Raw genomic sequence first — 19138 nt, 5'->3', positions numbered from 1 at the left:
TGAACAAGTTTCGGAATGTGACCAATTTAAAAATTTATTGACTTAGGTCAGCAGATACTTTAACCCTAAAAGAATACAGGACAGATAATAAATAATTACAGAGCACACAACATCATGAAACGCATCAGCATCACCATTACCACAACCATCACCATTACCACAGGTAACGGTGCGGGCTGACGCGTACAGGAAACACAAGAAAAAGCCCGCACCTAAACAGTGCGGGCTTTTTTTTCGACCAAAGGCAATGAGGTAAACCATGCGAGTGTTGAAGTTCGGCGGTACATCAGTGGCAAATGCAGAGCGCTTTCTGCGGGTTGCCGATATTCTGGAAAGCAATGCCAGACAGGGGCAGGTCGCGACCGTTCTCTCTGCCCCCGCAAAAATTACCAACCATCTGGTGGCGATGATTGAGAAGACCATCGGTGGTCAGGATGCTTTAGCCAATATCAGCGACGCCGAACGCATTTTCTCTGAGCTGTTGGTGGGTCTTGCCGCCGCGCAACCGGGTTTCCCGCAGGCTCCGCTCAAAGCCTTTGTTGAACAAGAGTTTGCACAGATTAAGCACGTCCTGCACGGTATCAGCCTGCTGGGTCAGTGCCCGGACAGCATCAATGCTGCGCTTATTTGCCGTGGTGAAAAAATGTCGATCGCCATCATGGCTGGCCTGCTGGAAGCGCGCGGGCACAACGTGACGGTCATCGACCCGGTAGAGAAATTGCTGGCGGTAGGTCATTACCTCGAATCTACCGTTGATATCGCCGAATCTACGCGCCGCATTGCCGCCAGCCGTATTCCTGCGGACCATATGGTTCTGATGGCAGGATTTACCGCCGGGAATGAGAAAGGAGAGTTAGTGGTGCTGGGGCGTAATGGCTCTGACTACTCTGCCGCCGTACTGGCCGCCTGTTTGCGCGCCGATTGTTGTGAGATCTGGACCGATGTCGATGGCGTATATACCTGCGATCCGCGCCAGGTACCCGACGCCCGACTGCTGAAGTCGATGTCTTATCAGGAAGCGATGGAGCTTTCTTACTTCGGTGCTAAAGTGCTGCACCCGCGCACCATTACCCCTATTGCCCAGTTCCAGATCCCGTGCCTGATTAAAAATACCGGCAATCCACAAGCGCCCGGCACGCTTATCGGTGCCAGCAGTGATGATGACGATTTGCCGGTAAAAGGGATTTCTAACCTCAATAACATGGCGATGTTTAGCGTCTCCGGCCCTGGGATGAAAGGCATGGTGGGGATGGCGGCGCGTGTTTTTGCCGTGATGTCGCGTGCAGGCATCTCGGTGGTGCTGATCACCCAATCCTCTTCTGAATACAGCATCAGCTTCTGCGTCCCGCAGGGCGACTGCGTGCGTGCGCAACGCGCCATGCAGGATGAATTCTATCTCGAGCTGAAAGAAGGCTTGCTGGAGCCGCTGGCGGTGACTGAGCGTCTGGCGATCATCTCGGTCGTTGGCGATGGTATGCGCACGTTGCGTGGCATCTCGGCGAAATTTTTTGCCGCGCTGGCTCGCGCGAACATTAATATCGTGGCAATCGCCCAGGGCTCGTCTGAGCGTTCCATTTCGGTAGTGGTGAATAACGACGACGCGACCACTGGCGTGCGTGTGACCCATCAGATGCTGTTCAACACCGATCAGGTGATTGAAGTATTTGTCATTGGCGTTGGCGGCGTGGGCGGTGCGCTGCTGGAGCAGCTTAAACGTCAGCAAACCTGGCTTAAAAAGAAGCATATCGATTTGCGCGTGTGCGGTGTGGCGAACTCGAAGGCCCTGCTGACCAACGTCCATGGTCTGAATCTGGAAAACTGGCAGTCGGAGCTGGAAAGCGCGAAAGAGCCTTTCAACCTGGGGCGCTTAATTCGTCTGGTGAAAGAATATCATCTGCTCAATCCGGTGATTGTCGACTGTACGTCAAGTCAGGCGGTCGCGGATCAGTATGCGGATTTCCTGCGCGAAGGCTTCCATGTGGTTACGCCGAATAAAAAGGCCAACACGTCGTCGATGGATTACTACCATCAGCTGCGTTTTGCTGCGGCGAAGTCTCGTCGTAAATTCCTGTACGACACCAACGTAGGTGCGGGCTTGCCGGTAATTGAGAACCTGCAAAATCTGCTCAGCGCGGGCGATGAACTGCAACGTTTCTCCGGTATTCTTTCTGGTTCGCTGTCGTTTATTTTCGGCAAGCTGGATGAAGGCATGAGCTTCTCCGAGGCCACCACCATGGCGCGTGAGCTGGGCTATACCGAACCCGATCCGCGTGACGATCTATCCGGTACGGACGTGGCGCGTAAGCTGTTGATCCTGGCCCGTGAAACCGGTCGTGAGCTGGAGCTTTCTGACATTGTCATTGAGCCGGTCCTGCCAAAAGAGTTTGATGATTCCGGTGATGTTTCCGCGTTTATGGCGAAATTGCCGCAGTTGGATGACGCCTTTGCCGCGCGTGTGGCGAAAGCCCGTGATGAGGGGAAAGTATTACGCTATGTTGGCAATATTGAAGAGGATGGCGTCTGTCGCGTAAAAATAGAAGCAGTAGACGGCAACGATCCGCTGTTCAAAGTGAAAAACGGTGAAAACGCGTTGGCGTTTTACAGCCATTATTATCAGCCGCTACCGTTGGTTCTGCGCGGATACGGCGCGGGTAACGACGTGACGGCGGCGGGCGTATTTGCCGACCTGCTACGCACCCTTTCATGGAAGTTAGGAGTCTGACATGGTGAGAGTTTATGCCCCGGCTTCCAGCGCCAATATGAGCGTCGGGTTTGATGTGCTCGGAGCGGCGGTAACCCCGGTGGACGGTTCGCTGTTAGGCGATGTGGTATCCGTTGAGGCGGCTGACCATTTCAGCCTCAACAACCTCGGTCGCTTTGCCAATAAGCTGCCGCCTGAGCCGCGAGAAAATATTGTCTACCAGTGCTGGGAGCGATTCTGTCAGGAGCTGGGTAAAAGCGTTCCGGTGGCGATGACGCTGGAAAAAAATATGCCGATTGGTTCCGGGTTAGGCTCCAGCGCGTGTTCCGTTGTGGCGGCGCTGGTCGCCATGAACGAGCATTGCGGTAAACCGCTCAACGATACGCGCCTGTTGGCGATAATGGGTGAGCTGGAAGGGCGTATCTCCGGCAGTATTCATTACGATAACGTCGCCCCGTGCTTTTTGGGCGGCATGCAGTTAATGATCGAAGAAAACGGCATTATCAGCCAGCAGGTGCCAGGCTTTGATGAGTGGCTGTGGGTCCTCGCGTATCCGGGGATTAAAGTGTCGACGGCAGAAGCGCGGGCGATTTTACCTGCGCAGTATCGCCGCCAGGACTGTATCGCCCACGGGCGGCATCTGGCTGGGTTTATCCATGCCTGCTATTCCCGTCAGCCAGGGCTTGCCGCGAAGCTGATGAAAGATGTCATTGCTGAGCCGTACCGTACCCGCCTGCTGCCAGGCTTTAGCCAGGCGCGTCAGGCGGTAGCGGAAATCGGGGCGCTGGCCAGCGGTATCTCCGGTTCGGGGCCGACGCTGTTCGCTTTGTGCGACAAGCCGGATACGGCGCAGCGTGTAGCAGACTGGCTGGGTAAAAATTATCTGCAAAATCAGGAAGGCTTTGTTCATATTTGCCGGTTGGACACGGCGGGCGCACGGGTACTGGGATAATCAATGAAACTGTATAATCTGAAAGATCATAACGAACAGGTCAGCTTTGCACAGGCCGTCACGCAAGGGCTTGGCAAGAATCAGGGATTGTTTTTTCCGCACGATTTGCCGGAATTCAATCTGTCAGAAGTCGATGAGATGTTGAACCAGGATTTCGTTAGCCGCAGCGCGAAGATCCTTTCCGCATTTATCGGTGATGAAATCCCACAGGAGATTCTGGAACAGCGCGTGCGTGCGGCGTTTGCCTTCCCGGCACCGGTTGCTCAGGTTGCCGCGGATATCGGCTGTCTGGAGCTGTTCCACGGCCCAACGCTTGCATTTAAAGACTTTGGCGGGCGCTTTATGGCGCAGATGCTGACGCATATCAGCGGCGACAAACCGGTCACCATTCTGACGGCGACCTCTGGAGACACTGGTGCGGCAGTCGCACATGCCTTTTATGGTCTGAAAAATGTGCGCGTGGTGATCCTTTATCCGAACGGCAAGATTAGCCCATTACAGGAAAAACTGTTCTGTACACTGGGTGGCAATATTGAAACCGTGGCGATTGATGGCGATTTTGATGCCTGTCAGGCGCTGGTGAAACAGGCGTTTGATGACGAAGAGCTGAAGGTCGCTTTGGGGCTGAATTCGGCTAACTCAATCAACATCAGCCGTCTGCTGGCGCAAATCTGTTACTACTTTGAGGCCGTGGCTCAACTGCCGCAAGAGGCGCGTAATCAACTGGTTATTTCCGTTCCCAGCGGCAACTTTGGCGATCTGACTGCCGGGCTGCTGGCAAAATCACTGGGCTTGCCGGTGAAGCGTTTTATCGCGGCGACCAACGTCAACGATACGGTTCCACGCTTTCTTGCACAAGGTGAGTGGGCGCCGAAAGCGACTCAGGCGACGTTGTCGAATGCGATGGATGTCAGCCAGCCAAATAACTGGCCGCGGGTGGAAGAACTTTTCCGCCGTAAAATCTGGCGTCTGAATGAGCTGGGTTATGCCGCTGTTGACGATGCCACTACTCAGGACACGATGCGTGAGCTGCATGAGATGGGGTACACCTCAGAACCGCATGCGGCGGTGGCTTACCGTGCGCTGCGTGACCAACTGAACCCTGGCGAGTACGGCCTGTTCCTCGGTACTGCGCATCCGGCCAAGTTTAAAGAAAGCGTTGAAGAGATTCTTGACCTGACGCTGGCTCTGCCAAAAGCGCTGGCGGAACGCGCGGACCTGCCGCTGCTTTCTCATCACCTGCCTGCTGATTTTGCTGAACTGCGCAAGCTGATGATGGCCCGCGGTTAACGGTTGTGCCCGCTGGCGCTTTGCTTAGCGGGCCTACAAAACCTATCGGCCGGATCGGGCGTTCGCCGCCATCCGGCCTTTTTACTACTGCTCCTGGCGCTTAAACACCAGTTCGCCATTTCCTGACGCTTCTTCATCAAAGAAATAGCCTTCGCTGTTAAAGGCGGTCAGCTGTTCTGGCTGCGTTAAGCGGTTCTCAATAATGTAGCGACTCATCAGGCCGCGCGCTTTTTTGGCATAGAAGCTGATGACTTTGAACTTACCGTTCTTCTCGTCGAGGAAGACCGGTTTGATAAGCTCCGCATTGAGCTTTTTCGGCTTCACGGATTTAAAATACTCATCCGAGGCGAGGTTAATCACTACGTTGTCGCCTTGCGCTTCCAGCGCTTCGTTAAGTTTATCGGTGATGGTATCTCCCCAGAACTGGTAGAGATCTTTACCTTTCGCATTGGCCAGACGAATACCCATCTCCAGACGGTAAGGCTGCATCAAATCCAGCGGACGCAAAACGCCGTACAGCCCGGACAACATCCGTAAGTGTTGCTGAGCGAAGTCGAAATCCGCTTCGCTGAAGGTTTCAGCCTGCAGTCCGGTATACACGTCGCCTTTAAACGCCAGAATGGCCTGGCGCGCGTTTTCCGGCGTGAAATCAGGCTGCCAGTCATGGAAACGCGTGGCGTTCAGATCCGCCAGCTTGTCGCTAATTCCCATCAGCTTGCCAATTTGCGGAGCAGAGAGTTGGCGCGCCACGTGAATAAGCTGCTGAGAGTGATCCAGCAGTTCGGGCAATGTATGACGTGTCGTTGCCAGCGGACTTTGGTAGTCGAGCGTTTTTGCAGGTGAAATCAGAATCAGCATATCCAGTCCTTGCAGGAAATTTACTGCGACTTTAGCAAAAAAAACGACAGAATTGATCGATGGTTGCGATTGCCGCGCTATCCGCGCGGCGTCTCATCCCAGCTTTCGGGCGCAAGTTGTTGTCTGATATCAGGATAACGGCGCGGATCGAATTCTGGGCGCACCCCGAGTTTGCGTTGGCGTAGATAGTCGCAGGCGATCGTCTGCACAACCGGTGAAAGCAGCAGAATCGCCGTCAGGTTAGTGATGGCCATACACGCCATAATGATGTCCGCCAACTGCCAGATCAGCGGAACGCTGACTAACGTTCCTCCGATAACGGTGCTAACGGTGGCGATCCGTAATAGCCAGATGACGCGGATATTGTCCAGCTTCAGGAAAACGAGGTTGTTTTCCGCATAGATATAGTTGGCCACGATAGAGCTAAAGGCAAACAGAATCACAATTAACGCCACGAATCCGGCACCCCATTCTCCCGTCACTGAAACCATCGCTTTCTGGAGTAACTGGATGCCTTCCATCGGTACATAGCTGGCGTCATTACCAGCCAACAGAACAATCATCGCGCTGGCCGTACAGAGAATCAGCGTATCAACTAATACTCCGATCATTTGCACAATGCCTTGTGCCGCAGGATGCGGAGGCCAGGATGCTGCTGACGCGGCCGCGTTCGGAGTTGATCCCATTCCGGCCTCATTAGAAAACATACCGCGTTGAAAGCCGCTGGCAATGGCCTGGCTTAGTGTATACCCGGCGGCACCGGCTGCGGCTTCCTGCCAGCCAAAGGCACTTTTTATAATGGTCATGATAATGCCGGGGAGCTGTCCGAAATGCCACAGACAGATGACGATGCTGCAACCGACCCACAACAGCGCCATCATCGGAACGAACCATTGCATCAGGCGGGCAACGCCTTTAATGCCGCCAATGATTGCCAATAATGACACTATTGCCAGTGCGATACCGGTAAAGAGGGGAGGGATATCAAAAGCAAAGGTCAGCGCATGAGAGACCGAATTTGCCTGAACGCTGTTAAAAATCAGACCATAAGCAATGAGTAAAAAGATGGCAAAAAGAACGCCCATCCAGCGCATGCCCAGCCCACGCTCCATATACCACGCAGGACCGCCGCGAAACTGTCCCTTGCTGTCGCGCTCTTTATACAGTTGGGCAAGAGAGCTCTCGGCAAATGACGTCGCCATACCAATGATCGCCGAGACCCACATCCAGAACACGGCTCCCGCGCCGCCAGCGGCAATCGCCAACGCCACGCCCGCCAGATTTCCGCTACCGATACGTGCGGCAAGACTGGTGCATAAAGCCTGAAAGGAAGTTAAACCGCCCGGCTGCGGGCTGATGCTGTTTTTAAGACTTTTGCCAAACTGACGAATATAGCGAAACTGAATAAACCCTGTACGCCAGGTGAACCAACATCCTGCGCCAAGCAGGAGGTAGATCATCACCGATCCCCAGAGTATTTCATTAATAAATGAGAAAAAATCAGGCATTAACATCCCTCTTGTTGATGCCGGTAAGCGCGAATATTCCCGTGTAAGCGCTACCAATAATCGACCAGTATATACCTTATAAGGTGATTGATTGCGGGAGTTTATCATAACAATCGTTATATCCCTTAATTGCGCATCACAGGCTTGGCGATGCGTAATCAGGGCTGAGCGGCTGGTCGGACAATCCAGGCGGTTGCGCTGAGGGTGCGTCGTGCTATCATCAGGGAAGATCGGTTACATCCCCCTAACAGCTGTTTAAAGAGAATCGCTATCATGACGGACAAATTGACCTCCCTTCGTCAGTTCACCACAGTAGTGGCCGACACCGGAGACATCGCGGCAATGAAGCTGTATCAGCCTCAGGATGCCACAACTAACCCTTCTCTCATTCTTAACGCAGCGCAGATCCCGGAATACCGCAAGCTGATTGATGACGCTGTAGCCTGGGCTAAGCAGCAGAGCAACGACCGTGCGCAGCAGGTCGTCGACGCGACCGACAAGCTGGCAGTAAATATCGGTCTGGAGATCCTGAAACTGGTCCCAGGTCGTATCTCCACTGAAGTTGACGCTCGTCTGTCCTACGACACCGACGCGTCCATCGCTAAAGCAAAACGCCTGATCAAAATGTACAACGATGCTGGCATCAGCAACGATCGCATCCTGATTAAACTGGCTTCAACCTGGCAGGGCATCCGTGCCGCTGAGCAGCTGGAAAAAGAAGGCATCAACTGTAACCTGACTCTGCTGTTCTCCTTCGCGCAGGCGCGTGCATGTGCAGAAGCTGGCGTATATCTGATTTCTCCGTTCGTTGGCCGTATTCTTGACTGGTACAAAGCCAATACCGACAAGAAAGAGTATGCACCGGCAGAAGATCCGGGTGTGGTTTCCGTAACGGAAATCTACGAGTACTACAAACAGCACGGTTACGAAACCGTAGTTATGGGTGCGAGCTTCCGTAACATCGGCGAAATCATTGAGCTGGCAGGCTGCGATCGTCTGACGATTGCTCCGGCACTGCTGAAAGAACTGGCGGAAAGCGAAGGTGCTATCGAACGTAAACTGTCTTTCTCCGGCGAAGTGAAAGCGCGCCCTGCACGCATCACCGAAGCTGAGTTCCTGTGGCAGCATAACCAGGATCCGATGGCTGTAGACAAACTGGCGGACGGTATCCGTAAGTTTGCTGTAGACCAGGGTAAACTGGAAAAAATGATCGGCGATCTGCTGTAATCATTAGTGCGTGGCCCTGATATGGGTCACGCTACCTCTTCTGAAACCTGTCTGTCCTTCCCTTCGCAGTGTATCATTCTGTTTAACGAGACTGTTTAAACGGAATAATCATGAATACTTTACGCATTGGCCTGGTTTCCATTTCTGACCGTGCTTCCAGCGGCGTTTACCAGGATAAAGGTATCCCGGCCCTTGAAGAGTGGCTGGCGTCAGCCCTTACCACCCCTTTTGAGCTGCAAACGCGATTGATCCCGGATGAACAGGCGATCATCGAACAGACCTTATGCGAGCTGGTAGACGAAATGAGTTGTCATCTGGTGCTGACTACCGGCGGAACGGGTCCGGCCCGTCGTGACGTAACGCCTGATGCGACGCTTGCCGTAGCCGACCGTCAGATGCCGGGCTTTGGTGAGCAGATGCGCCAGATAAGCCTGCACTTTGTGCCAACGGCGATTCTTTCCCGTCAGGTTGGCGTGATTCGCAAGCAGGCGTTGATCTTGAATCTGCCTGGTCAGCCAAAATCGATCAAAGAGACGCTGGAAGGCGTGAAAGATGCCGACGGTAAGGTTATCGTGCCGGGTATTTTTGCAAGTGTACCGTATTGTATACAGCTATTAGATGGGCCGTATGTGGAAACCGCACCGACTGTTGTAGCATCTTTTCGTCCTAAAAGCGCAATACGCGATACAAATGCCTGAAAGTAGCCCGATCGTGACATAAGTGCCAATGACAGTGGAGTATTGAATTGTTTACGATATAGTAATTTTTGCTTTACATATATCGACGAACAGATTCAATTACTTCACTGACTCATGGTTTGCTATGTCACAACACACTCGACCGCTGAATCGCCAGGATTATAAAACCCTTACGCTTGCTGCCCTTGGTGGTGCGCTTGAGTTTTATGATTTCATTATCTTTGTCTTCTTTGCCGCTGTTGTTGGCGAGCTCTTCTTCCCCGCAGATATCCCTGAATGGCTACGTCAGGTGCAAACCTTCGGCATTTTTGCCGCCGGCTATCTGGCGCGTCCGCTGGGGGGCATCATCATGGCGCACTTTGGCGATCTGGTCGGGCGCAAGAAAATGTTCACCCTGAGCATTTTGCTGATGGCAATACCGACGCTGGCGATTGGCCTGTTGCCTACTTACGCCTCAATGGGGATCCTCGCGCCGCTGCTGTTACTGCTGATGCGTATTTTGCAAGGCGCTGCCATCGGCGGAGAAGTTCCGGGCGCGTGGGTGTTCGTGGCGGAGCATGTACCGGAGCGTCGCATCGGCATTGCCTGCGGAACGCTGACTGCCGGCCTGACGGTGGGAATTCTTCTGGGGTCAGTGGTTGCGACGCTGGTGAACACCAGCCTGACGCAGCAGGCGGTGCATGATTACGGCTGGCGTATTCCTTTCTTGCTGGGGGGCGTGTTTGGGCTGGTGGCGATGTACCTGCGTCGCTGGCTGCAGGAGACGCCCATATTTCTCGAAATGCAGCAGCGTAAAGCGTTGGCGCAAGAGCTACCGGTGAAGTCAGTGGTGAGCAAACATAAAAAAGCGGTGGTTATTTCAATGCTGCTGACCTGGCTGCTTTCCGCCGGGATTGTGGTGGTGATCCTGATGTCACCAGTCTGGTTGCAGAAGCAGTATGGCTTTGCGCCGGCGCTAACGTTGCAAGCCAACAGTGTCGCTACCATTATGCTGTGCGTCGGTTGTCTGCTGGCCGGGTTTATTGTCGACCGGGTCGGCGCCAGCAAAACCTTTATTGTCGGCAGCCTGCTGCTGGCCTGTTCAAGCTGGTTTTTCTATCACCTGACCGGCAGCTATCCCCAGCATTTGTTCCTGTTATACGGGCTGGTAGGGTTATGCGTTGGCGTGGTGGGTGCTGTGCCTTATGTGATGGTGCGGGCGTTTCCGGCGGAAGTCCGCTTTACCGGAATATCCTTTTCTTACAACGTGTCGTACGCCATTTTTGGTGGTCTGACGCCAATCGCCGTCACGATGTTAATGAGCGTGTCGCCAATGGCTCCGGCCTGGTATGTGCTGGCGTTATCGCTGGTAGGGCTAGGTTTGGGGATTTGGCTGCGACAGGATCTTTATCATCGCGATTCGAGCGTACAGGCAGAGTTACAGCGCTTGTAAGGAATATCCCCCCGTCAGGGGGGATAGCGTCAGATTAGTGCGCTTCACCAATCGGCAGGATGGTACGGCCAAATTGTTCGTTCAGCACTTCACCCATCGCCAGGTAAATGGCGCTTGCGCCACACACTAAGCCTACCCAGCCAGCAACGTGAATGATCGCTTCGTTACCCGCAATGTTGCCCACGGCCAGCAGGGCGAACAGCACTGTCAGGCTCAGGAACACGAACTGCAGCATGCGCGCCGCTTTCAGCGTACCGAAGAACATGAATAGAGTGAACACGCCCCACAGACCGAGGTAAGCGCCCAGGAACTGACTATTGGTTGCATCCGCCAGGCCCATTTTCGGCATCAGCAGGATCGCAACCAGCGTCAGCCAGAACGAACCGTAGGAGGTAAAGGCGGTTAAACCGAAGGTGTTGCCTTTTTTATATTCCAGCAGTCCAGCAAAAATTTGCGCGATACCGCCGTAGAAAATGCCCATCGCCAGAATAATAACGTCCAGAGCGAAGAAACCCGCGTTGTGCAGGTTAAGCAGAATGGTGGTCATGCCAAAGCCCATCAGGCCCAGCGGTGCCGGATTAGCCAACTTAGTGTTGCCCATAATTCCTCAAAATCATCATTGATTGAATGGTGAAATAGTTTCCCCGAATAACGATCGCTGTCTTCGGGGCGCGGCATGATAATCAGGGGAGAGGGCACTGTCTATGATCTAACGAAGGGAAAATGAATTATTTTCCCTGTGATGGGCATCACGCTTGCCAGTTACGGCGGTGCTGCTCAGCAGAAGGCCCATAAGCAGGCTGGCGGAAAGGGTTAACACAGATTTCATGGAGTTTCTCTTTGACGGCTGCAAAAGTGTGTGACTTCAGACCATATTACCGTCGTCATAAAAACGATTCATGCTCGTAATCTTTTATTTTTATTGCAATTTTTATGTGAATGGTTTTCCTGATTTAATTGGTTGTATGAATTAATTCTGGTTGGCGACTATTCATTTTTATCTCTTTTTGCCTTTTTTCTGCGAATTTATTGCCACAAGGCTAAAAAAATTTTTCATGCCCCCCTTGATGACGTGGGTTACGACCCCATCTTGTAGACAACCGCAGTGGTGAGTCTGAAAAAAAACGATTCAGGGTAGTTGAAACCGCACGTTTCGCCCTTATTACAGATTCACAACCACATGATGACCGAATTTTTAGTGGAGACGTTTAGATGGGTAAAATTATTGGTATCGACCTGGGTACTACCAACTCTTGTGTAGCGATTATGGATGGCACTACTGCACGTGTGCTGGAGAACGCCGAGGGCGATCGCACCACGCCTTCTATCATTGCTTATACCCAGGATGGTGAAACTCTGGTTGGTCAGCCGGCTAAACGTCAGGCAGTGACAAACCCGCAAAACACCCTGTTTGCGATTAAACGCCTGATTGGCCGCCGCTTCCAGGACGAAGAAGTGCAGCGTGATGAAGCCATCATGCCGTACAAAATCATCGGTGCTGACAACGGTGATGCATGGATTGACGTAAAAGGTCAGAAAATGGCACCGCCGCAGATTTCTGCTGAAGTGCTGAAAAAAATGAAGAAAACGGCTGAAGATTACCTGGGTGAACCGGTAACTGAAGCAGTTATCACCGTACCTGCATATTTTAACGATGCTCAGCGTCAGGCAACCAAAGACGCCGGCCGTATCGCAGGTCTGGAAGTAAAACGTATCATCAACGAACCAACCGCAGCTGCACTGGCTTACGGTCTGGATAAAGAAGTCGGCAACCGTACTATCGCGGTTTATGACCTGGGTGGTGGTACTTTCGATATCTCTATTATCGAAATCGACGAAGTTGACGGTGAAAAAACCTTCGAAGTTCTGGCAACCAACGGTGATACCCACCTGGGTGGTGAAGACTTCGATAGCCGTATGATCAACTACCTGGTTGACGAATTTAAGAAAGATCAGGGTATCGACCTGCGTAACGACCCGCTGGCGATGCAGCGTCTGAAAGAAGCCGCTGAGAAAGCGAAGATCGAACTGTCTTCCGCTCAGCAGACCGACGTGAACCTGCCGTACATCACTGCAGACGCGACTGGTCCGAAACACATGAACATCAAGGTGACCCGTGCGAAACTGGAAAGCCTGGTTGAAGACCTGGTTAACCGTTCTATCGAGCCGCTGAAAGTTGCTCTGCAGGATGCTGGTCTGTCTGTTTCCGACGTTCAGGACGTTATCCTGGTCGGTGGTCAGACTCGTATGCCGATGGTACAGAAGAAAGTAGCTGAGTTCTTCGGTAAAGAGCCGCGTAAAGACGTTAACCCGGACGAAGCTGTGGCAATCGGTGCTGCCGTTCAGGGTGGTGTATTGACCGGTGATGTGAAAGACGTGCTGCTGCTGGACGTTACCCCGCTGTCTCTGGGTATCGAAACCATGGGTGGCGTGATGACTGCACTGATCGCGAAAAACACCACTATCCCGACCAAGCACAGCCAGGTGTTCTCTACTGCTGAAGACAACCAGTCTGCGGTAACCATCCACGTGCTGCAGGGTGAACGTAAACGTGCCGCTGATAACAAAGATCTGGGTCAATTTAACTTGGATGGCATCAGCCCGGCTCCGCGCGGTATGCCGCAGATCGAAGTTACTTTTGACATCGATGCCGACGGTATCCTGCACGTTTCCGCGAAAGACAAAAATAGCGGTAAAGAGCAGAAGATCACCATCAAGGCTTCTTCTGGTCTGAACGAAGAAGAAATTCAGAAAATGGTTCGTGAAGCAGAAGCGAACGCAGAATCTGACCGTAAGTTTGAAGAGCTGGTTCAGACCCGTAACCAGGGTGACCATCTGCTGCACAGTACTCGCAAGCAGGTTGAAGAAGCTGGCGACAAACTGCCGGCTGATGACAAAACTGCCATCGAGTCTGCACTGACCGCGCTGGAAACCTCTCTGAAAGGCGAAGACAAAGCGGATATCGAAGCGAAAATGCAGGCGTTGGCACAGGTTTCCCAGAAACTGATGGAAATCGCTCAGCAGCAGCACGCACAGCAGCAGGCTGGCGCAGCAGGCGCTGATGCTTCTGCAAACAACGCGAAAGATGACGACGTTGTCGACGCTGAGTTTGAAGAAGTGAAAGACAAAAAATAATCGCCCTTTGAACGGGTAATTACTGGCACGGGCGAAGAGGTTTCCTCTCCGCCCGTGCACGCATGTTAGGGGCAGATAAAAAGAGATGGCTAAGCAAGACTATTACGAGATTTTAGGCGTTTCCAAATCAGCGGAAGAGCGTGAAATCAAAAAGGCCTACAAGCGCCTGGCCATGAAATATCACCCGGACCGCAACCAGGGTGATAAAGAGGCCGAAGCCAAGTTTAAAGAGATCAAAGAAGCGTACGAGATCCTCACCGATGCGCAAAAACGTGCGGCTTATGATCAGTACGGCCATGCAGCGTTTGAGCAAGGTGGTATGGGCGGCGGTGGCGGTTTTGGCGGCGGGGCCGACTTCAGCGATATCTTTGGTGACGTGTTTGGCGATATCTTTGGCGGCGGTCGCGGTCGTCAGCGCGCCTCACGTGGTGCTGATTTACGTTACAACATGGATCTCACTCTGGAAGAAGCCGTGCGTGGCGTCACCAAAGAGATCCGTATTCCGACGCTGGAAGAGTGTGATGTTTGCCACGGCAGTGGTGCGAAGGCGGGCACGCAACCCCAGACCTGTCCAACCTGTCACGGTTCTGGTCAGGTGCAGATGCGTCAGGGCTTTTTTGCCGTACAGCAGACCTGTCCACACTGTCAGGGCCGCGGTACGTTGATTAAAGACCCGTGCAACAAATGCCATGGTCATGGTCGCGTTGAGAAGAGCAAAACGCTGTCCGTTAAGATCCCGGCAGGGGTTGATACTGGCGACCGTATTCGTTTAGCGGGTGAAGGTGAAGCCGGTGAACATGGCGCGCCAGCAGGCGATTTGTACGTTCAGGTGCAGGTAAAACAGCACCCAATTTTCGAACGTGAAGGCAATAACCTGTACTGCGAAGTGCCGATTAACTTTGCGATGGCAGCGCTGGGCGGCGAGATTGAAGTGCCGACGCTGGATGGTCGCGTGAAGTTAAAAATCCCGGGCGAAACGCAGACCGGCAAACTGTTCCGCATGCGTGGTAAAGGCGTTAAGTCAGTACGCGGCGGCGCACAGGGCGATCTGCTGTGCCGTGTGGTGGTTGAAACCCCGGTAGGCCTCAACGACAAGCAGAAGCAGTTGCTGAAAGATCTGCAGGACAGCTTTGGCGGCCCGACCGGCGAGCAAAACAGTCCGCGCTCTAAAAGCTTCTTCGACGGTGTGAAGAAATTTTTTGACGATTTGACGCGCTAATTTACAGCTGTCTTATTAATTAAAAGGCCTTGGATTGAAGAATCCTGGGCTTTTTATTTTTGTATCGAATACAAAAATAATTAGTTAGATATCAAGAATAAATCTTCAGGAAAAATGATGAGAAATGATTTTTTAAAATAAAGATTTTCTTCTATTTTTTGCTCAGTTAATAGAAGAAAAGGCGAGTGAAATGCTTGTGCGCGAAAATGATTTTGACTTCAATTTAATTAAGATATTTAATGCCGTTGTGGAATCCGGAAACGCTTCTCGAGCTTCCGAGAGATTATCCATAACACCAGCTGCTGTTTCTCAGGCGTTAAGTCGATTACAGAATATTTATTCATTTAAGCTCTTTGAACGAACCCGAAAAGGGTTGACGCCTACGAAAAAAGGATTGGAACTCCATAAGGCCTATAGCCATGTTGTGAATGTAATCAACGCTACATATTCACTTTCAAAGAATAACTACGATCCTCCAGCAATAACTTTATTAGGGAGTGATATTGTAGAGAATTATTATCTCCATCATTTTATTAGGAATGATGAATTAATTGAAAAGTATGAAATAAATCATTATGCAGTAAATAAAAATAGCGAAGATACTTTGGCTGAAATGTTACTTTCTGGAGTGGGTGATATTTTAATTAATCTTTCACCACCAAAAAACTTTGATATTGAAGTCCATCTTATTGACGTTTTTAGGCAATATGTTTGTATTTGTGGCAACGACAATCCACTATCAATCTTAGAGCAAATCTCACTACACCATTTTTATACTTTTTCACATGCGGTATATCAATCTGATATGTTCTCTCCGGAAGTAATGGTTTATACCAATAGCGTTGATCATAGAACAGAACGTAAAATAGGTTATCGCAGCGATTCTATGTTAGGGGTAGTCAATATAGTAGAAACAACAAATATGATCTGCATTGTACCTCTTGAGTTGGCTTCATTTTTTAAATATACCAGAGGGTATAACATTAAAATATTATCACTGCCTGATGAATTATTTTTTAAAACAATCCCTGTTTATGCTTCTTTATATAAAAAAAGCAAATATTATGTTGTGCTTAGAGAGTGGATAGTGATACTGCAATCTAAATATTCATCTATAAATGATCGGGATAATTTATGTCAGTGATAATAAGTTCAGAACCTGCCTTAAAGTATATTATAGAGCTAGAGACTATTCTTGCGATTATTATCGTGAGTGCTTGGGGGGGAGTCGTTAGCTATCTCATGAGAGAAGCCCGGGGACGAAAGAAAAAAAATATAGCAGGATGTTTAAAACAAGTCATTATTTCATGTTTTACAGGTTTTTTACTCTCTGGTATTGCTCTTGATAAAGGTGCTGGTATAAATATGATACTCATATTGTCAGGGCTGGGAGGGGTTTTTGCTGGGCCCGTACTGAAAATGTTGAAAGATAAACTGGCACAGGTTTTTGCTAAGTAAACTGTATTGCCCGTCCATGGGCATTACCATACTTAAAGTAAGTAAAATCTTAGTGTGATATATAGAATTATTGTAATAAATAAAATCATTGCATAATAATACAGAAACGGTTTCTGCAGGAAATGATGTTTGCTATTTAAGCATTTTATTTCTATGTTTTCATTAATCTGTACTCCTTGACGTGGAATTGTAATGAACAAATTGTCAATGCCAAAAATTCTCAGGTCTTTTCTGACCAGATAGAGTAGTTGAGTCAGATTAGCATCGCTTATAAATGTACTCCTGTCCTCCCATAATGCTTCCGCAATATGATTTTTCCTTATCACCAGTTCTTGCGCATGAGTTAGGATGAAATTTAAACATTTAGAACGCATATGAGTAAGTTTTATTGTTCGTTTTCCATCTTTACTTTTTAATTCATGGCTGGCGTTATCATACATACAACTATTTTTAATAATGTAAATGGTCATTTATATACCATGGTTAGTTTAATGTGGTCAGAAATATTAAATACAAATTTTCTGTTATTCAATACATATGCATATCTGTTGCATCGTAAAAACGATACGTGTCACATAAGTTATGATATTTTTAGTTTGTATTAATTTTAAATTAAATAGGAGTTATTTATTTAATTGGCCATTAGGGGGATAGGGTGGCATTATTGAGTTTTTTGACATAGGCTGAATGGCAATTTATAGACTTTTATTTGGGGATATATGGCATAGCATATTAATAGATGATTTTATAGTCACATAATTTTTTTTGTTTCTTCATAAAGATGTTTTTTTAGATTGTTTTATTACTAGTTATTTGTACGAATACTACGGTTCTGTTTATCTTACCAGCTATCGGGATTATATAGCCGATTGGAAACGAAAACTTTTAGTTAAAGGATAGAGATATGCAAATTAATAAATTACAAATTAGTCAACCAGAACCTCGTACGCCAGTTAACCAGAAAATTGATGTTGATAACGCAACGGTGCTTTCGCATAATGCAATCTATCAAACACTCCTCTCTGCAGTGATGGAAACTAATGATTATGATAATGCCATAGTTACGTTAGATCCTTATAGTACGGCACCTTTAAGCCTGTATCTGGGTATTTGGGGGAAATTGAATGAAGATATCAAAATTAATGTGCAGGATAGCAAGGGGATAACGGTAGCTGTATCCTGGACTTACAGCATGCAGACCGGTGCAAACCTGATTCCAGTTTCGGGTCTGGTTGCCGGGGAGGATAACGTCGTTACCTTAATCTCAGGTGCGCAGATTGTTGGGCAATACACGGTTACTCCATCAGCATTACCGCCATCGGATTCTGCTGATATCAGTCTTGGCTTCCCTGTCATCACTGTGACAAAGTCAGTTGATGATTCCTCATTAGTTGCAGATGGCCTTTATTTTTCAACATATTTTGATCGCTATAATCTTGCCTTTGATCAAAATGGCATCGTTCGTTGGTATGTCTCTCAGGCAATTCCTTCTTATAACTTTGTCCGAACAGACAGCGGGCATTTCCTGGCTACGTCACAAGGAATTAATCACTGCCTGGATATGTACGAATTTGACGTAATGGGCAGAGTATATGCAGTCTATCTCCTTGATAATGAGTTTCATCACTCCATTCTGCCATTAGAGAACAATCTGGCTATTGCCCCCTCGGAATATACTAATGGACGTCCAGATGATTACTCAACAGGTAAAGATGGTGTTTCCATTATCGATCTCACTTCAGGGCTTGAGGTTGCTTATTATGACATGTTAAAAGTGATGGACTATTCTCGTTCGCCACGTCCATCAGGAAGTGCACCGGGTCAATCGGCTACGATGGATGACTGGCTGCATATCAACCAGAGCTATATTAATACAACCAATAATGTGCTGGTTTCATCAGGGCGTCACCAAAGTGCCATCTTCGGTGTTGATGTCGACTCGGGCCAACTGCGTTTTATTATGGCTGATCATGAAGACTGGGCCTCCGACTTTGAGGAATACTTGCTGACACCTGTCGATGAGTCAGGTAATCCGCTGTTTGATTTTTCTACTCAAGATGGAATTGATTTAGCGAACAGTAATTTCTGGACATGGGGGCAGCATAATATCGTAGAGATTCCTAATGCCGAGATCGGTATTCTGGAGTTTTTAGTTTTTGACAATGGAAATTATCGTTCTCGAGACGATGCAAGGAGCTTGTTGCCAAAGGATAACTTTAGCCGGGTAGTTCAGTTTAGAATAGATCTAAACACGATGACGGTAACACGCTCGTATGAATATGGGAAAGATGAGGTTGGTAGCAGGGGCTACAGCAGCTTCGTAAGTGCCAAGCATTTATTGAGCAATGGTAATCTGGTCATCCATTTTGGTGCAAGCACCATGGATGAAAATGGTCGTCCTCTATCTGCCCAACCGGGATACAGTGATATTGTGGATCCGCAAGATGGAAGTCAGGCGCTGGGGATGTTGGTATTACAAGAGATCAATAAGCAGACGAAACAGCTTCTTTTTGAGGCGACGGTAACGTCAGGTTATTATAAAAATGCTGAAGTAAATGGTGATGATTATCGTTATGATATTTCTGCTTTCAGAGTTTATAAACTGCCATTATTTTGATAAGTAAAAATGAATGCGGCCATGATTGTGGCCGCATTATGTA

General features: G+C 49.6%; 15 protein-coding genes and 1 other annotated feature. Of the genes, 12 read left to right on the top strand and 3 right to left on the bottom strand.

Translation table 11 applies throughout. The annotated features are described in order from the left end of the window. The first annotated feature begins 109 nt into the window (after positions 1-109). Positions 110-236 (top strand) — a sequence feature (Thr leader region). The 4 genes from thrL (at position 115) to thrC (ending at position 4943) form a co-directional block, all read left to right on the top strand. Beyond that, positions 115-180 carry a thr operon leader peptide gene (thrL, locus tag HVZ52_RS19510; protein ID WP_032337689.1) on the top strand — a complete coding sequence of 22 codons (66 nt, stop codon included), beginning with the start codon at positions 115-117 and terminating at the stop codon, positions 178-180. (Overlaps the previous feature by 66 nt.) A 23-nt stretch (positions 237-259) precedes the next feature. After that, positions 260-2722, top strand: a complete 2463-nt coding sequence (gene thrA / locus HVZ52_RS19505; RefSeq protein ID WP_181598606.1) for a bifunctional aspartate kinase/homoserine dehydrogenase I — start codon at positions 260-262, stop codon at positions 2720-2722. A 1-nt stretch (position 2723) separates the two neighbouring features. After that, complete coding sequence (thrB, locus tag HVZ52_RS19500) at positions 2724-3653, top strand: homoserine kinase (protein ID WP_016155645.1); 930 nt, start codon at positions 2724-2726, stop codon at positions 3651-3653. A gap of 3 nt (positions 3654-3656) precedes the next feature. Next, positions 3657-4943 carry a threonine synthase gene (gene thrC, locus HVZ52_RS19495; protein ID WP_075847928.1) on the top strand — a complete coding sequence of 429 codons (1287 nt, stop codon included), beginning with the start codon at positions 3657-3659 and terminating at the stop codon, positions 4941-4943. A gap of 84 nt (positions 4944-5027) precedes the next feature. On the opposite strand, the gene yaaA is transcribed toward thrC, so the two are convergent. Continuing rightward, positions 5028-5801, bottom strand: coding sequence for a peroxide stress protein YaaA (gene yaaA / locus HVZ52_RS19490; protein ID WP_114683388.1), 774 nt, complete (start codon positions 5799-5801; stop codon positions 5028-5030). A gap of 77 nt (positions 5802-5878) precedes the next feature. Then, the gene (locus tag HVZ52_RS19485) at positions 5879-7309 is read right to left on the bottom strand and encodes a sodium:alanine symporter family protein (protein WP_016155648.1); all 1431 of its coding nucleotides are present in this window, start codon (positions 7307-7309) and stop codon (positions 5879-5881) included. 273 nt (positions 7310-7582) lie between these two features. Between HVZ52_RS19485 and tal the strand changes: the two genes are divergently transcribed. From tal to HVZ52_RS19470, 3 genes are all read left to right on the top strand, one after another. After that, entirely contained in the window at positions 7583-8536 is a 954-nt protein-coding gene (gene tal, locus HVZ52_RS19480; protein ID WP_016151631.1) for a transaldolase, read from the top strand. 110 nt (positions 8537-8646) lie between these two features. Then, the gene (mog, locus tag HVZ52_RS19475) at positions 8647-9234 is read left to right on the top strand and encodes a molybdopterin adenylyltransferase (RefSeq protein WP_131380590.1); all 588 of its coding nucleotides are present in this window, start codon (positions 8647-8649) and stop codon (positions 9232-9234) included. A 124-nt stretch (positions 9235-9358) separates the two neighbouring features. Next, a complete protein-coding gene (locus HVZ52_RS19470) occupies positions 9359-10666 on the top strand; it encodes an MFS transporter (RefSeq protein WP_094760794.1) in 1308 nt (435 codons plus the stop codon). 34 nt (positions 10667-10700) lie between these two features. On the opposite strand, the gene satP is transcribed toward HVZ52_RS19470, so the two are convergent. Further along, on the bottom strand, positions 10701-11267 hold the full coding sequence (gene satP / locus HVZ52_RS19465; RefSeq protein WP_047358362.1) for an acetate uptake transporter: 567 nt from the start codon (positions 11265-11267) through the stop codon (positions 10701-10703). A 611-nt stretch (positions 11268-11878) separates the two neighbouring features. Here satP and dnaK point away from each other — a divergent pair. From dnaK to HVZ52_RS19440, 5 genes are all read left to right on the top strand, one after another. Then, the gene (gene dnaK, locus HVZ52_RS19460; protein WP_016151634.1) at positions 11879-13801 is read left to right on the top strand and encodes a molecular chaperone DnaK; all 1923 of its coding nucleotides are present in this window, start codon (positions 11879-11881) and stop codon (positions 13799-13801) included. 85 nt (positions 13802-13886) lie between these two features. After that, entirely contained in the window at positions 13887-15020 is a 1134-nt protein-coding gene (gene dnaJ / locus HVZ52_RS19455) for a molecular chaperone DnaJ (protein ID WP_008786151.1), read from the top strand. Between the two features lie 190 nt (positions 15021-15210). Further along, on the top strand, positions 15211-16164 hold the full coding sequence (locus HVZ52_RS19450; RefSeq protein WP_181598605.1) for a LysR family transcriptional regulator: 954 nt from the start codon (positions 15211-15213) through the stop codon (positions 16162-16164). After that, positions 16155-16478, top strand: coding sequence for a phage holin family protein (locus tag HVZ52_RS19445; RefSeq protein ID WP_046275510.1), 324 nt, complete (start codon positions 16155-16157; stop codon positions 16476-16478). Before HVZ52_RS19450 ends, HVZ52_RS19445 begins: the two co-directional genes overlap by 10 nt. Before the next feature lie 904 nt (positions 16479-17382). Further along, entirely contained in the window at positions 17383-19095 is a 1713-nt protein-coding gene (locus HVZ52_RS19440; protein ID WP_149382274.1) for an aryl-sulfate sulfotransferase, read from the top strand. Positions 19096-19138 lie beyond the last annotated feature (43 nt).

It is taken from the genome of Citrobacter sp. RHB36-C18 (assembly GCF_013814485.1).
Classification (GTDB): Bacteria; Pseudomonadota; Gammaproteobacteria; order Enterobacterales; family Enterobacteriaceae; genus Citrobacter; species Citrobacter braakii.
This window is presented reverse-complemented; position numbering and strand designations above follow the sequence as displayed.